This window comes from Janthinobacterium sp. GW456P, from assembly GCF_002127655.1.
Classification (GTDB): Bacteria; Pseudomonadota; Gammaproteobacteria; order Burkholderiales; family Burkholderiaceae_D; genus Janthinobacterium.
Genome location: NZ_NEHB01000016.1, coordinates 34514 through 49249 on the forward strand (window position 1 = coordinate 34514; position 14736 = coordinate 49249).

16 protein-coding genes are annotated in these 14736 nt (G+C 64.5%); 11 read left to right on the forward strand and 5 right to left on the reverse strand.

Annotated elements, in window-relative coordinates; translation table 11 throughout:
* Positions 1–9 precede the first annotated feature (9 nt).
* The 10 genes from CBW66_RS16375 to CBW66_RS16420 all read left to right on the forward strand — a co-directional run bounded on the left by CBW66_RS16375 (position 10) and on the right by CBW66_RS16420 (position 9057).
* Positions 10–345 (forward strand): UxaA family hydrolase, encoded by a 336-nt coding sequence (locus CBW66_RS16375; protein WP_086138141.1) that lies wholly within the window; start codon positions 10–12, stop codon positions 343–345.
* Entirely contained in the window at positions 342–1571 is a 1230-nt protein-coding gene (locus CBW66_RS16380) for a UxaA family hydrolase (RefSeq protein ID WP_086138142.1), read from the forward strand. The genes CBW66_RS16375 and CBW66_RS16380 overlap by 4 nt, the downstream gene beginning before the upstream one ends.
* A gap of 11 nt (positions 1572–1582) precedes the next feature.
* The gene (locus CBW66_RS16385) at positions 1583–2599 is read left to right on the forward strand and encodes an aldo/keto reductase (RefSeq protein WP_086138143.1); all 1017 of its coding nucleotides are present in this window, start codon (positions 1583–1585) and stop codon (positions 2597–2599) included.
* On the forward strand, positions 2596–3438 hold the full coding sequence (locus CBW66_RS16390; RefSeq protein ID WP_205701173.1) for an amidohydrolase: 843 nt from the start codon (positions 2596–2598) through the stop codon (positions 3436–3438). The genes CBW66_RS16385 and CBW66_RS16390 overlap by 4 nt, the downstream gene beginning before the upstream one ends.
* Positions 3435–3764, forward strand: a complete 330-nt coding sequence (locus tag CBW66_RS16395) for an L-rhamnose mutarotase (RefSeq protein WP_086138144.1) — start codon at positions 3435–3437, stop codon at positions 3762–3764. Before CBW66_RS16390 ends, CBW66_RS16395 begins: the two co-directional genes overlap by 4 nt.
* A gap of 19 nt (positions 3765–3783) precedes the next feature.
* Complete coding sequence (locus CBW66_RS16400; protein ID WP_086138145.1) at positions 3784–4539, forward strand: SDR family oxidoreductase; 756 nt, start codon at positions 3784–3786, stop codon at positions 4537–4539.
* 21 nt (positions 4540–4560) lie between these two features.
* Positions 4561–5427 (forward strand): fumarylacetoacetate hydrolase family protein, encoded by an 867-nt coding sequence (locus CBW66_RS16405; protein ID WP_086138146.1) that lies wholly within the window; start codon positions 4561–4563, stop codon positions 5425–5427.
* Between the two features lie 81 nt (positions 5428–5508).
* Positions 5509–7041 (forward strand): sugar ABC transporter ATP-binding protein, encoded by a 1533-nt coding sequence (locus tag CBW66_RS16410; RefSeq protein ID WP_230492013.1) that lies wholly within the window; start codon positions 5509–5511, stop codon positions 7039–7041.
* 19 nt (positions 7042–7060) lie between these two features.
* Positions 7061–8035 (forward strand): ABC transporter permease, encoded by a 975-nt coding sequence (locus CBW66_RS16415; protein WP_058051391.1) that lies wholly within the window; start codon positions 7061–7063, stop codon positions 8033–8035.
* Between the two features lie 59 nt (positions 8036–8094).
* On the forward strand, positions 8095–9057 hold the full coding sequence (locus CBW66_RS16420; RefSeq protein WP_086138148.1) for an ABC transporter substrate-binding protein: 963 nt from the start codon (positions 8095–8097) through the stop codon (positions 9055–9057).
* A 3-nt stretch (positions 9058–9060) separates the two neighbouring features.
* Here CBW66_RS16420 and CBW66_RS16425 read toward each other — a convergent pair whose 3' ends face one another.
* Positions 9061–9957: a LysR family transcriptional regulator gene (locus CBW66_RS16425; protein ID WP_086138149.1), complete on the reverse strand. Its 897-nt coding sequence runs from the start codon at positions 9955–9957 to the stop codon at positions 9061–9063.
* Between the two features lie 99 nt (positions 9958–10056).
* On the opposite strand from CBW66_RS16425, the gene CBW66_RS16430 reads away from it, so the two are divergent.
* A complete protein-coding gene (locus tag CBW66_RS16430; RefSeq protein WP_086138150.1) occupies positions 10057–11124 on the forward strand; it encodes an SDR family oxidoreductase in 1068 nt (355 codons plus the stop codon).
* 176 nt (positions 11125–11300) lie between these two features.
* On the opposite strand, the gene CBW66_RS16435 is transcribed toward CBW66_RS16430, so the two are convergent.
* Genes CBW66_RS16435 through CBW66_RS16450 form a run of 4 tightly spaced genes read right to left on the reverse strand, consistent with a single transcriptional unit; the run spans position 11301 to position 14669 of the window.
* The gene (locus CBW66_RS16435) at positions 11301–12245 is read right to left on the reverse strand and encodes an SMP-30/gluconolactonase/LRE family protein (protein ID WP_170932977.1); all 945 of its coding nucleotides are present in this window, start codon (positions 12243–12245) and stop codon (positions 11301–11303) included.
* 50 nt (positions 12246–12295) lie between these two features.
* On the reverse strand, positions 12296–12538 hold the full coding sequence (locus tag CBW66_RS16440) for a hypothetical protein (RefSeq protein WP_139841643.1): 243 nt from the start codon (positions 12536–12538) through the stop codon (positions 12296–12298).
* Positions 12539–12543: 5 nt separating this feature from the next.
* The gene (locus CBW66_RS16445) at positions 12544–13293 is read right to left on the reverse strand and encodes a hypothetical protein (RefSeq protein ID WP_086138152.1); all 750 of its coding nucleotides are present in this window, start codon (positions 13291–13293) and stop codon (positions 12544–12546) included.
* A 56-nt stretch (positions 13294–13349) separates the two neighbouring features.
* Positions 13350–14669 (reverse strand): sensor histidine kinase KdpD, encoded by a 1320-nt coding sequence (locus tag CBW66_RS16450; RefSeq protein ID WP_086138153.1) that lies wholly within the window; start codon positions 14667–14669, stop codon positions 13350–13352.
* Positions 14670–14736 lie beyond the last annotated feature (67 nt).

Here is a 14736-nt window from a genome sequence, read left to right on the forward strand (position 1 = left end):
GGGTGCGCCATGAGCCTCGCTTCCCGGCCTGCCAGCCTGCTGCTGATGTCGCCCGAGGATAACTGCCTGATCGCCAGGACGGCCTTGGCCAGCGGCGAGATCGTCGCCATCGACGGCTTGCCCGTCACCCTGGCGCAAGACATCCAGATCGGCCACAAGGTGGCGCGCCGCGCGCTGGCCGTGGGCGACAAGGTGCTGCGCTACGGCGCCCTGATCGGCAGCATCACGGCTCCCGTCGCCATCGGCGAGCATATCCACACGCACAACCTGGCAAGCGACTACATCCCCACGTTTACCCTGGGCCAGGACGGCCACCATTTCCTGCACAAGGACGATCAAGCATGAACGCTCCCGCAACGACACCGGCCCCGGTCCTCTCGGGCTACCTGCGCGCCGATGGCCGCAAGGGCATCCGCAATATCGTGGTGGTGGCCTATATGGTCGAATGCGCGCACCATGTGGCGCGCCTGATGGTCAACGCCTTTCCCGGCCAGCCCGTGCACCTGATCGGCTTTACAGGCTGCTTCCCCAACGAATACGCGGACCAGGTGATGCGCCGCCTGCTGACGCACCCGAACGTGGGCGCCGTGCTGCTCGTCTCCCTGGGCTGCGAAGGCTTCAATAAATATGGCTTGTCCAGCGCCGTGGCCGACAGCGACCGTCCCGTGCACACGATCACCATCCAGGAAAACAGCGGCACGCGCCCCAGCGTGAGCAGCGGCGTCGAATGGATAGGCTGGGCTCTCGATCACCTGGCGCGCCAGGAGCGCGTGCCGATGGGCATCGATGAACTCGTCGTCGCCACTATCTGCGGCGGCTCCGACAGCACCAGCGGCATCAGCGCCAACCCGGCCGTCGGTGTCGCCTTCGATACCCTGATCGCGGCCGGCAGCCCGTGCATCTTCGAAGAGACGGGAGAACTGGTGGGCTGCGAATACCACATGCAGCGGCGCGCCGTCAGCCCGGACCTGGGTAACGCCATCGTCGAAACCGTGGCCAAGGCCGCGCGCTACTACACCATCATGGGCCATGGCAGCTTCTCGCCGGGGAACGCCGATGGCGGCCTGACCACGCAGGAAGAAAAGTCGCTGGGCGCCTATGCCAAGAGCGGTTCCTCACCCATCGTCGGCATTTTGAAACCGGGCGACCAGCCTGCCGGCGGCGGCCTGTACCTGCTCGACGTGGTGCCGGACGGCGAGCCGCGTTTCGGTTTCCCGAACGTGTCGGACAACGCGGAAATCGTCGAACTCATTTCCTGCGGCGCCCACATCACCCTGTTTACTACCGGACGCGGCTCCGTGGTGGGATCGGCGATTTCGCCCGTCATCAAGGTGTGCGCCAATCCGCAAACCTTCGAGCGCCTGGCCGACGACATGGATATCAACGCCGGCAAGATCCTCACGGGCGAAGCCAGCCTGGAAGAGGTGGGCGCGGAGATCGTCGCCGCCGTGCTGAACGTGGCCAATGGAGAACCGAGCCGCTCGGAAGACCTGGGCCACCAGGAGTTCGTGCTGACCTATAAACAATTCGACGCGGTGGGGCCAGGCTGCTTCCCCTTGCGCGCTGCCTGAGGACCGGCTTCATGGATGTCACACAATTGCGTAGCTTGCCGCGTGGCGGCCTGTCGCTGCCCTGCATCGGCATGGGCTGCGCGCCGCTGGGCGGCCTGTACCAGCCGGTCAGCGATGCGCAGGCGCGCGCCACCCTCGATGGCGCCTGGGACGCCGGCGTGCGCTTCTTCGACACGGCGCCGTTCTATGGCTATACCCAGTCCGAACACCGCCTCGGCGCGGCGCTGCGCGAGCGGCCCCGCGATCATGTTGTCGTCAGCACCAAGGCGGGACGGCTGATGCGGCCCGACGCCTGCGTGCGTCCCGGCGACGACGGCTTTGCCGCGCCGCTGCCGTTCCGCCCCCATTACGATTACACGTATGACGGCGTGCTGCGTTCGCACGACGACAGCCTGCAGCGCCTGGGGCTCGAGCGCATCGATATCCTGTTCGTGCACGACATCGGCAAGGCCACGCATGGCGAACGCGAGCAGCACTACTGGCGCCAGCTGACCGAGGGCGGCGGCTTTCGTGCCCTTGATGAACTGCGCGCCGGCGGCCAGGTGAAGGCCGTGGGCCTGGGCGTCAACGAATGCGAGGTCGTGCTGCGGGCGATGGCGGAATTCGACCTCGATTGCACCCTGCTGGCCGGCCGCTACACCTTGCTGGAGCAGGCTTCGCTGTCGCCATTGCTGGACCTGTGCGTGGAACGCGGCAACGCCATCGTGATCGGCGGTCCGTTCAACTCGGGCGTGCTGGCGGGGAACGGCAAATTCAATTACGCCGATGCGCCGGCCGCGATACTCGAGCGCGTGGCGCGCCTGGACGCCATCTGCCGCGCATTCAACGTGCCGCTGCAGGCCGCCGCCCTGCAGTTTCCGCTCGCCCATCCGGCCGTCGTTTCCTGCATCCCGGGCGGCCAGGACCTGGCGCAGCTGCGCCAAAACCTCGACTGGTTCGCCACGCCCTTGCCGCACGCCTTGTGGACAGCCTTGCAGGAAGCTGGCCTGATCGATGCGCGCGCACCAGTGCCCAGGGGAGCCGGATGATGCGCATCGACGCCCACCAGCACTGCTGGCAACTGGCCGCGCGCGGCGGCAGCTGGCCGCCGCCGTCCCTGGCCGCCATCCACCGCGATTTTGCGCCCGCCGACCTGGCGCCCCTGCTGGCCGCGCACGGCATCGCCGGCACGGTGCTGGTGCAGTCGCTGCCGTCGTCTGCCGATACCGATTACCTGCTGGCGCTGGCGGAAAACACCAGCTTTATCCGCGCCGTCGTGGGCTGGACCGATTTGCTGGCCGAAGACGCGCCGGCGGCGATTGCCCGCCTGGCGTCGCACGGCAAGCTCAAAGGCCTGCGCCCGATGCTGCAGGACCTCGACGACGATCAATGGATCGCCAACCCGGCGCTGGCGCCAGCCCTGGCCGCCATGGTGGAACGCGGCCTGCGTCTGGACGCGCTGGTGCTGCCGCGCCACCTGCCCGCGCTGCTGCATTGCGCGCGCGCCTGTCCGCTGCTCCCCATCGTGATCGACCATGCGGCCAAGCCGCCGATCGCCGAAGCTGAATTTGGCCGCTGGCGCGAAGACATGGCGCAGCTGGCCAGGCTGCCGAACGTGCACTGCAAGCTGTCCGGGCTGGTGACGGAAGCGCGGTCCGGCTGGCACGTGGATGATTTGCGGCCGTATGTGGCGCATGTGCTGGAAGTTTTTGGAGCCCAGCGCGTGATCTGGGGCAGCGACTGGCCGGTAGTCGACCTGGCCGGCGGCTATGCGGCCTGGCTGGCCGCCAGCGAGGCGCTGCTGGCGCATCTCGATCAGCAGGACAGGGACGATATTTTTGGCCTCAATGCACTGCGTTTTTACGGCCTCAATCAGGAAACGCCATGAAGAGAATGGGCATGGTCATCGGCATCGCGCCGGACCGCATCGCGGAATACAAAAACCTGCACGCCGCCGTCTGGCCGCAGGTGCTGGCCAAGCTGACGGCGGCGCATGTCAGCAATTATTCGATCTTTTTGCGCGAACCGGAAAACCTGCTGTTCGGTTACTGGGAATACCACGGCAGGGATTTCGCGGCCGACATGGCGGCCATCGCCGCCGACCCGGAAACGCAGCGCTGGTGGACCTTTTGCGCCCCCTGCCAGCTGCCGCTGGCCTCGCGCGCCGAGGGCGAGCACTGGGCGATGATGGAACACGTATTTCATATGGCTTAGGCCTAAAAGAGGAGACAACATGACCGCCAGACTACAAGGAAAAATCGCCCTGCTCACCGCCGCCGGCCAGGGCATTGGCCGCGCCACGGCCGAAGCCTTCGTGCGAGAAGGCGCCACCGTGATCGCCACCGATATCAACCAGGCCCAGCTCGACGCGCTGAAGGAAGCGACGGGTTGCGCCATCCGCCGGCTCGATGTGACCGATGGCGCGGCGATCACCGCGCTGGCAGGCGAGATCGGCCCCGTCGATATCCTGTTCAACTGCGCCGGCTTCGTCGACGGCGGCACCATCCTCGACTGCGACGATGCGGCCTGGGACCGCTCCTTCGACATCAACGCGCGCTCCATGTACCGGCTGATGCGCGCCGTGCTGCCCGGCATGCTGGCCAGGGGCGCCGGCTCCATCGTCAATATGTCGTCGGTGGCATCGAGCGTGAAGGGTGCGCCGAACCGCTTTATCTACGGCACCTCGAAGGCGGCCGTGGTGGGCATGACCAAGTCGGTGGCGGCGGACTTCGTCACGCGCGGCATCCGCTGCAATGCGATCTGCCCCGGCACCATCGAATCGCCTTCGCTGAAGGAACGCATTGCCGCGCAGGCGGCAGCGACGGGAGTGAGCATCGATGAAGTGCAGGCGGCGTTTGTCGCACGCCAGCCGATGGGACGAGTGGGCAGGGCAGAGGAAATCGCCGCCCTGGCCGTGTATCTGGCTTCCGACGAATCGGCTTTTACCACCGGTATGGTCCACGTGATCGATGGCGGCTGGTCAAATTAATTACAACAACGAGAGACACACATGAAACTGATGCGGTATGGCGCCAAGGGCGCTGAAAAACCTGCCTTGATCGATGCCGACGGCGCCGTGCGCGACCTGTCCGGCGTGCTGCCCGATATTACGGCCGCGACCCTGGGCAAGGATGGCCTGGCAAACCTGGCCGCCGTCGATATCGCCAGCCTGCCGCTGGTGGCCAACCCTGGCCGCATCGCGCCGCCGTGGCAGGGCGTGGGCAAGTTTTTATGCGTGGGCCTGAACTATGCCGACCATGCGGCCGAATCGGGCATGGCCGTGCCGGTTGAGCCGGTGCTGTTCATGAAGGCCACCAGCGCCATCATCGGCGCCAACGACGCCGTCGTGCTGCCGCAGGATTCGCAGAAAAGCGACTGGGAAGTCGAGCTGGGCGTGGTGATCGGCACCACCGCGCGCTATGTGAGCGAAGCGGAGGCGCTGTCGCACGTGGCCGGCTACTGCGTGGTGAACGATTTGTCCGAACGCGAATACCAATTGGAGCGCGGCGGCCAGTGGGACAAGGGCAAGGGCTGCGATACCTTCGGCCCCATCGGCCCCTGGCTGGTGACCAGCGACGAAGTGGCGGACCCGCAAAACCTGGGCCTGTGGCTGGAAGTGAACGGCAAGCGCGTCCAGGACGGCAATACCCAAACGATGGTCTTCGGCGTGGCGAACCTGGTTAGCTACATCAGCCGTTTCATGACCTTGTACCCGGGCGACATCATCAGCACCGGCACGCCGCCGGGCGTGGGCATGGGGCAGAAACCGTCGGCCGTGTATTTGAAGCCGGGCGACACCATGCGCCTGGGGATCGAAGGCCTCGGCGAACAGCGGCAGACCGTGCATGCGTGGAATCCGCAGCTGATCGACAGTTAATACGGCAGCAGACCGGCGTGCCGCCAAGGTGCTCAGACATCGGCGCGCCGGCCTATGGCAGTGGAGTGGAGGAGACACACCATGAATCAATCCGAAGAGATACTGGCGCTGCACAAGGTCAGCAAGCGCTTTCCCGGCGTGCTGGCGCTCGACAACGTCAGTTTCAGCCTGCGCAAGGGCGAGGCCCATGCGCTGTGCGGCGAAAACGGCGCAGGCAAGTCCACCCTGATGAAGGTGATGAGCGGCGTGTACCAGGCCGACGAGGGGGAACTGGTCTACAAGGGCAAGGTGTGCAGCTTTGCCAGCAGCGTGGAGGCGGAGGCGGCCGGCATCGCCATCATCCACCAGGAACTGAATTTGATCCCGCACCTGAGCGTGGCGGAGAATATTTTCCTGGCGCGCGAACCGGTGCGCGGCATTTTTATCGACCGCAAGAAAATGCGTGCCGATGCGCAGGCGCTGCTGGACCGGCTAAAACTGCGTATCGACCCGCGCCAGCTGGTGAAAAACCTGTCCTGCGCGCAGCAGCAGATGGTGGAAATCGCCAAGGCGCTGTCACTCAATACCGAGGTGCTGATCATGGACGAGCCCACGTCCTCGCTGACGGAAAGCGAGACGGGCCAGCTATTCGACATCATCAATGAACTCAAGCGCAACGGCGTGAGCGTGGTCTACATCTCGCACCGGCTCGAAGAAATGCAGCACATCATCGACCGGGTGACGGTGCTGCGCGACGGCAAATTCGTCTGCACCGACGATTTTGCCGCCACCACCCTCGATGCCATCGTGGCCAGGATGGTGGGCCGTACCCTCGATGAAAAATTTCCCGACCGCGTCTCGACGCCGACGGCCGAAGTGCTGCTGCGCGTGAGCGATTTGCACCGCAAGGATGTCTTCGGCCCGCTGAGCTTTGATTTGCGGCGCGGCGAGATCCTCGGCTTTTCCGGCCTGATGGGCGCGGGGCGCACGGAAGTGGCGCGCGCCATCTTCGGCGCCGATCCGCTCACCGGCGGCGCCATCCACCTGGGCGACGTGGCGGTGACGATAGGCAGCCCCATCGACGCCATCGGACACGGTATCGCCTACCTGTCGGAAGACCGCAAGAGCCATGGACTGGCGATCCGCATGTCGGTGGCGGCCAACCTGACCCTGACGAATGTCTCGGCGCTGGCCAACCGCTTCGGCTTCATCGATTTCGCCAGGGAAGAGGCGGTGGCGCAGCAGTACATCGCGGCGCTGGGCATCAAGACGCCGACCTCGAAACAGATCGCGCGCAACCTCTCGGGCGGCAACCAGCAAAAGATCGTCATCAGCAAATGGCTGTACCGCGATTCGAAAATCATCTTCTTCGACGAACCCACGCGCGGCATCGACGTGGGGGCCAAGTTCGCCATCTACCAGCTGCTCGACAAGCTCGCGTCTGAAGGCATCGGCGTGGTGCTGATCACGTCAGAACTGCCCGAGATCATGGGCATGACGGACCGGGTGGCCGTATTCCATGAAGGGCGCATCAGCGGCATCGTCAATACGCGCGAGTCGTCGCAGGAAGAGATCATGCAGCTGGCGTCGGGGCGCGCAGCCAGTCCCGCCACTGGCCAGGCGGCAGTCCATTAAAAACAGAAAGCTTAAAAAAATGAACAAAGAACTGATCCAAAAATTCGCCGCGCTGGGCAGCCTGTCGCTGTTGCTGCTGGTGTTTTCCCTGACCAGCAATGCCTTTTTCTCCGTCAGCAATGGCATGAGCGTGGCCTTGCAGGTGACGTCGATCGCCTACCTGGGCATCGCCGCCACCTGCGTCATCATCACGGGCGGCATCGACCTCAGTTCCGGCTCCGTGCTGGCGCTGGCCGGCGTGGCCGCCGCGCTGCTGGTGAAAAGCGGCGTGCCCGTGCCGGTCGCCATGCTGGGCGGCATCGTGGTGGGCGCCATGTGCGGCGCCGTCAACGGCTTTTGCATCACGCAATTGAAACTGCCGCCCTTCATCGCCACCCTGGGCATGATGCTGATTGCGCGCGGCCTGGCGCTGCAGGTGACGGGCGCGCGTGCCATTTCCGGCCTGGGCGAGTCGTTCGGCGAACTCGGTAATGGCGTGTTGTGGCGCATCGAGCGCGACACGGGCGGCACCTTTCCCGAAGTCGTTTTCCCCGGCATTCCGTATCCGGTGGTGCTGATGGTGGTGATCGCCGTGGCCGTCTCCATCATGCTCAGCCGCACCACCTTTGGCCGGCATATCTATGCCGTCGGTTCGAATGCGGAAGCGGCGCGTTTGTCCGGCGTGAAGGTGGGCCGCGTGACCCTGCTGGTGTACACCCTGTCCGGCGCCTTGTCGGGCCTGACGGGCTGCGTGCTGATGTCGCGCCTGGTGACGGCGCAGCCGAACGAGGGCGTGATGTACGAACTCGATGCGATCGCCAGCGCCGTGATCGGCGGCGCCTCGCTGATCGGCGGCATCGGCACCATCTCCGGCACCGTCATCGGTTCCTTCGTCATCGGCATCCTGCGCAACGGCTTGAACATGAACGGGGTATCGAGCTTTATCCAGCAAATCATTATCGGACTGGTCATCTTGCTGACCGTCTGGATCGATCAGAAGCGCAACCGCGCCTGAAGCAGCAAGCAGCACGCATGAAGTCAATCTATTAAATCTATAATTACATGAGGACGACAATGAAAACCTTCAAAGCCTTCAACACCGTTTTGCTCGGTCTGTTGACCGCAGCATTTGCCCTGAGCGCCAGCGCCGCCTTTGCCGCCCAGGGCGAGATCGCCGTGATCGTCAAGACGACCAATTCCAACTACTGGCAAAACGTGAAAAAGGGCGCCACGGCCAGCGCCGCCGACGCCAAGGGCTACAGCCTGACCTTCCAGGGACCGGCCTCGGAATCGGCCATCGCCGACCAGGTCAGCATGGTGGAAAACGCCGTCACGCGCAAGGTGGCCGGCATCGTGCTGGCCGCGTCGGACCCGGACGCGCTGGTGCCGGCCCTGAAGAAAGCGTGGGAAGCGAAGATTCCCGTGGTGCTGATCGATTCGCTGGTGGCCGACAGCGGCAAGCGCTATTACCAGTCCTTCCTGTCGACCGATAACGAAGCGGCCGGCGAAGCCAGCGCCAAGGCCCTCATTTCGCAGGTCGGCAAGACGGGCAAGATCGCCGTGATGTCGTACGTGGCGGGCGCCGGTTCCGAGACGGGCAGGGTGGGCGGCTTCAAGCGTTACATCGAGAAGAACTCGCAGCTGCAGATCGTCGGCACTTATTATTCGCAGTCGCAGATGGCCACGGCGCTGAACCAGACGACCGACGTGCTGGCGTCGAATCCCGACTTGAAGGGCATCTTCGGCGCCAATGAACCGACGGCCGTGGGCATGGGCCGCGCCATCGCGCAGGCGGGCAAGGCCGGCAAGGTGATCGCCGTGGGCTTCGACGGCAATGAAGACCTGAAAAATTTCGTCAAGGACGGCACCTTGTACGCGACCGCCGTGCAGGGTTCCTACTCGATGGGCGCGCTGGGCGTGAAAACCCTCGTCAGCCTGATCGAAGGCAAGAAGGTCGCGCCCTTCGTCAACACGGGCGTGGTGATCGTCACCAAGGCCAATGTCGACCAGCCGGAAGCGAAGAACGTGCTGTATTAATTTTCAGATCGTCAGGCGCTGCTTCAATTCCTTGAGCAGCGTGCCGGTCCTGGCGGTCAGCTGGCGCGCCAGCGGCCAGGCCAGCGACAGCGGCAAGCCTGGCGTGGCGCAGGCGGGCAATACTTCGACGATGGCGCCGCTGGCCAGGTGCTCGTGCACCAGCCAGGTCGCCTGCTGCGCGATGCCCAGGCCGGCCAGCACGGCGGCCGTCTGCGCCTCGGCGTCCCCCACCGTCAGGCGTGGCTGGGCCGCGCGCCGTTCCACTCCATCCTCGCCTGCAAACAGCCACGGCGCCGCCGTGCCGTCGCCCCGCCCGTAGGCGATGCAGTCGTGGGCATCGAGATCGGCGATGGCGACCGGCGTGCCGCGCCGCGCGAGGTAGGCGGGCGCCGCGCAAAAGATCAGGCGCTCTTCGCCCAGATGCAGTTGCCCCAGCGCTTGCGATCCGCTGCCCGGCGCGCCGATGCGCACGGCGATATCGATGCGCTCCTCGAACAGGTCGGCAAAGCGGTCGCTGAAGGCGATCGACGGCTGCAGCTGCGGATATTTTTCACACAGATCGATCAGCGCCGGCATCACGCGCATGCGGCCATACGAAGCGGGTACGCCGATGCGCACCTTGCCTGCCAGTTCCCCTTCCTGCTCGGCCAGCACGTTTTCCGCATCGACCAGTTCCTGCAGCACGCGCTTGCAGGTGGCGTAATAGGCATGCCCCGCACTGCTCAACTGTAAACGCCGCGTGCTGCGCTCGAACAGGATCACGCCCAGGCGCGCTTCCAGGCGCGCCACGCTCTTGCTCACGGCCGAGCTGCTCAGGTGCAGTTTCTCGGCCGCCCGGGTGAAACTGCCGGCCTCGGCGGTGGCAAGAAACGGCGCGATGCCTTTCAAATGGTCGGACATGATTTGAGAATATTTTTCATGAATAAGGTGAAATACTATCGCGGATAAGAATTTCAGTCCGCTATATCATGGTTTTTTTACACAGCGATTGGAGTACCCATGCACAAGCACGCATTGATCATCGGCGCCAGCGGCGTCATCGGCAGCAACCTGGCCACGCATCTGCTGGCGCAGGGCTGGCAAGTGACGGGCGTCTCGCGCGGTCGCACCCCAGTCCCTGCCGGTTGCGCATGCTTGCCGCTCGACGCGACGGATGGCGCGGCCGTCAGCGCCGCGCTGGCGGGCCTGGACGCCAGCCACGTCTTCTTTACGGCATGGGCACGCCAGGCCAACGAACAGGAAAACATCCGCGTCAACGGCGCCATGGTCGCCAATGTGCTGGCCGCGCTGGGTCCCAATGGGCACGTGCGCCATGCGGCGCTGGTGACGGGCCTCAAGCACTACCTGGGACCGTTCGACGCCTATGGCAAGGGCAGCGTGCCCGTCACGCCGTTCCGCGAAGAGCAGGGCCGCCAGGACGTGGAGAATTTCTACTACGAGCAGGAAGACCGGCTATTCGCGGCAGCCGCGCAGTACGGTTTTACGTGGAGCGTGCACCGCCCGCACACCATCATCGGCTACGCGCTGGGCAACGCCATGAACATGGGCCTGACCCTGGCCGTGTATGCGAACCTGTGCAAGGCCAGCGACCAGCCCTTCGTCTTTCCCGGTTCGCCCGCGCAGTGGCATGGCTTGTCCGACATGACGGACGCAGGCCAGATCGCGCGCCACCTGGCATGGGCGGCGGAAAACCCTTGCGCGCGCAACGAAGACTTCAATATCGTCAATGGCGACGTATTCCGCTGGAAGTGGCTATGGCCGCGCCTGGCCGCCTACTTCGGCGTGGCAGCGGCGGATTTGCCCGAGGCGATGGCGCCGTTGGACAGCCGCATGCAGGACGCCCCCGCGCAATGGCGCGCCATCGCGCAGCAGCATGGTCTGGCGGAGTCGGATGTCGGCCGCCTCGCTTCGTGGTGGCATACGGATGCGGATCTGGGACGGCCGATGGAAGTGATGACGGACATGGGCAAGAGCCGCAAGGCGGGCTTCCTCGATTACCAGGATACGCCGGAGGCTTTCTTCAATCTGTTCGAGAAGCTCAAGGCGGAGCGCGTCATTCCGCGCTGAGCCGGTCGCATTCAACCATGTCGTCGGCTTACGCCGTGCCGGCTAAGCCGACCTACGCGATCTACGCGTCCATCGCGGCAATGCGTAGGTCGGATTAGGTCGAAGACCGTAATCCGACGCCACCAACAACAGCGCGTATGTCGGGGCAGATCGAAGACCGTCATCCGACACCACCACTATTCCGGCGTGCGGCGCGCCTGCACCCGCTGCCACTCGAGGCCCGGGCGGTCGACGCGAAATTGCAGCAGGCGTCCCTGCACCACCTCCGTCACGTACGCCGTGCGGCCATCGGGGCCGCCGAAGGTGATGTTGCTGGGCTTGGCGCCGGGCACGCTGATTTCGCGCAGGATGCGCCCTTGCGGCGACAGTTTGACCACCGTGCCTTTGCCGTAGCGCGTCACGTACAGGTTGCCGTCGACGTCGACGCGCATGCCGTCCATGCCGAAATCGTCGAACTTGATCAGCAGGCGCTTGCCGCTCAGGCTGCCGTCCGCGGCGATGTCGTACATCCAGATATTGCGCTGCACGCTTTCATTCACGTACAAAATCTTGCCGTCGGGGCTGACCTCGATGCCGTTCGCCGTGCCCATGGTGTCGAGCGCCAGGGTCACCGTGCCGTCCTGCGCGATGCGCCACACGCGGCCCGTGTTTTCTTTCCAGTTCGGGTCGCTCGCATACAGCACGTCGTCGGCCGTGATGGCGATGTCGTTCGGCTGCGTCATGCGCGGCTCGCGCGCGTGGATGGTCAGCGCGCGCGTGGCCGGGTCGACCAGGTAGACCGTGTGTTCCATGTAGTCGGCCAAATACATCTGGCCGCGGCTGCCGAAGCGGATGCCGTTGGCGATGCTGGTGCCGGGCAGGGTCAGGTACACCTCGCCGGTGCCGCCGGGGCTGACCTTGCCGATGGTTTGCTGGCGCGCGAAGTTGACGGCATAGATATTGCCATCCGCATCGACGGCCGGGCCTTCGATGCCCTTGGTAAAGGAATGCGGCGCGGTCAGGGTGGTGGCGAGGAACAGCGCTTCGTGCGCGGGCTGGCTGGCGCAGGCGGACAGGTTGGCCAGCGCGGCGGCCAGCATGGCGCTGCGCAGCCACGGCAGCGCGTATCGGGAGTGGGGCATCGTGATCTCTGTATGGCAAAGGTGGCGTATGTTACCCGACGCGCGCCGGCCTAGGCGGACACCACGACCAGGTCGGGGAAATCGTCCTGCCAGCCTGCCCATTGGTCTTGCAGGTGCGCATGCATGCCGGCAGGCTCCTGCGCCTGATCAAACTCGTCCGCGCTGGCCAGCAGGAAGCGGGCGATGGCGCGCAGGGTGGCCGGGTCGGCGTGGATGGTCACGTCGGAGCAGGGCAAGGGCCGCTCGGCGGGCTGGTCTTGCAGATAGCAATGTAGGGAAAGGTGTGGCTTCATGGAGATCAATTGTTGATGTACGCGCCCAGCATGGCATGCGCGTTCAGGGCGGCGCGGGCAGCGTCCAGTTCCTCGGGTGGCACAAGCCAGAACGTCCATCCCGCATGTGCTTCGCAGCGGCCATAAGCCTGCATGGCATCGTGCAGCGCTTGCCGGCGCTCGGGCGGAAGCGCGTCCAGTCTGGCTTGCGTGACAGCGTTGATGGTATATATATCGCGCAGGTGCTCGCCTTTCAGCCCGCGCCGCTCGATGGCGGACCAGTTATTCGCCGGGCAAGGGATGCCAAAGGTCATCGGATGGGCCTCATCGAGTTGCCGGTAGCCGAGCGCGTAGCCGGTGCCGTAGCCCTGCGTTTCAGCGTAGCAGTACACATACTCGCAGTGCTCGAACAGGCCGGGAATGGCCCGTGCACCGTCGAACAGCTGCGCCAGCGAAAGCTTGCTGGCGCGTATGGCCAGCACGAGCTCGGAGCGCGATGAATAAATGGCGAGCGCGTCGCAGTTGGTTGCCTCGTACGCTTCGTCGGGCGGCACGATGCGTGGGGAAAACAGGTCAAAGCTTTCGGTATCGGGCGCGAACAGCATCTTCTCGTAGTTTCGCTGTGAGAACTTGACGATCTTGCCGCGCTTGTTGCCGTAGCGTTCGACGCGCTCGCCGATCTGCGCGAACCAGGCGAACAACTGCGCGCTGGCGGCGGCGGGAACAAAGGGGCTATCTTTCTTGAATTCGCCTACGAGAAAGTGATATTGGTCCATATGCGGGTGTGGAGTGAATCGGCAACGCGCATGATGCCATGCGCGGCGCGATGCTGCTAGCGCGCACGCGCAAGGGGACGGCGGCAGGTGCTGCTTTGAAGCGGGACGGGCGGAACAGGAAAGATGCACGATTGCACTGCGCAATGGCCGGGTTCAAGCGTATGATGGAAACGGATGCGGCTGTCACAAGGCAGTGCCCGGCGCAGCCGCTGGATTTTTTTTCGTGGTTTTGGCAGCACCAACAACGAGGAGATATCATGGAAAAGCCCGAATTCATCCTGGCCGCCAAGGCCATGGAAACCCTGGAGATGTACCAGACGTTTTACGGCAACTCCGGCGAATACCAGGCGCACCAGCAGGAAGTGCTGAAACTGCTGCGCCACAAGGGCGCTTCCCTGCTGGTGTCGGACCATGGCCCGGCAAAGTTCCTGCTGGCCTTTGCCGATGCGCTGGAAGCGGCCAGCTTGCCCGGCGAGTATGTGCCGCTCAGCCGCAGGTAGGGCGAGCCTGTCCCGGCTGGCGATGTCGTCTTCTACGAGGGGGCGCGCCTGGCCGCCGTTCGCTCCCTCGTTCAGCCACACCCTGGGCAGGCGCACGGTAAATGCCGTGCCGGATTCCAGGCTCGACTCGGCGCCGATGGTGCCGCCGTGCGCGCTGGCGATTTCATGCGCGATAAACAGGCCCAGGCCGATACTGGTGGCATTGCGTGCCTTGTGATCGTCGGAAATGGCCAGCTGCACCAGGGGATCGAAAATGCTCTTCAGCGAGCTTTCCGGGATCTGGCGGCCGAAATTTTTCACCTGCACCACGGCCGTATCGGCATCGCCGCAGGCCGTGATGGTCACCGGCTGGTCGTCGGTGCGATATTGCGCGGCGTTGTTGAATAAATTGGAAAACAGCTGGGCCAGGCGGGCCGCATCGAAGTCGCCGATCATCTCGCCCGTGGTGCTCAGCTCGAATTTGCACTGCGGGTGGGCGGCCGAGGCATTTTCGACGGCCGTCTTGCGGATTTCCCCCAGATCGCCCAAGGTGGGTGAAATGGGCATGCATCCCCCCAGCTGTGTCCTGGCGAATTCCAGCAGATCGTTTACCATGGTTGTCATGGTCGCTGCGCTGGGGGCGACCCGCGTACCGATTTGTACCGTGGAAGAAGAGTTCGCGCTTGGCAGCTCCCGTAGCAATTCCCCTTTGACCATGATTGCCACTTTCCGGTCGTTTCGCGTGGGCGGCAGCATTTCGGACAGCGGTCCGCCATAGATCTGATAGTCACCCCGCAAGGGTCGTGGTTCGCCAGTCCATGCCGGCGGTTTATCCGCGGCCTGGGACGGCGAGAATAGAGCGAGCGCCATGGCGCAGCATGCAAGCGGAGGTTGCATCAGTGCTCTCCGATATGGCACTCACCGATGCCATGGCCGAGAGGAGACATGGCCCAGCAAGTGTCAT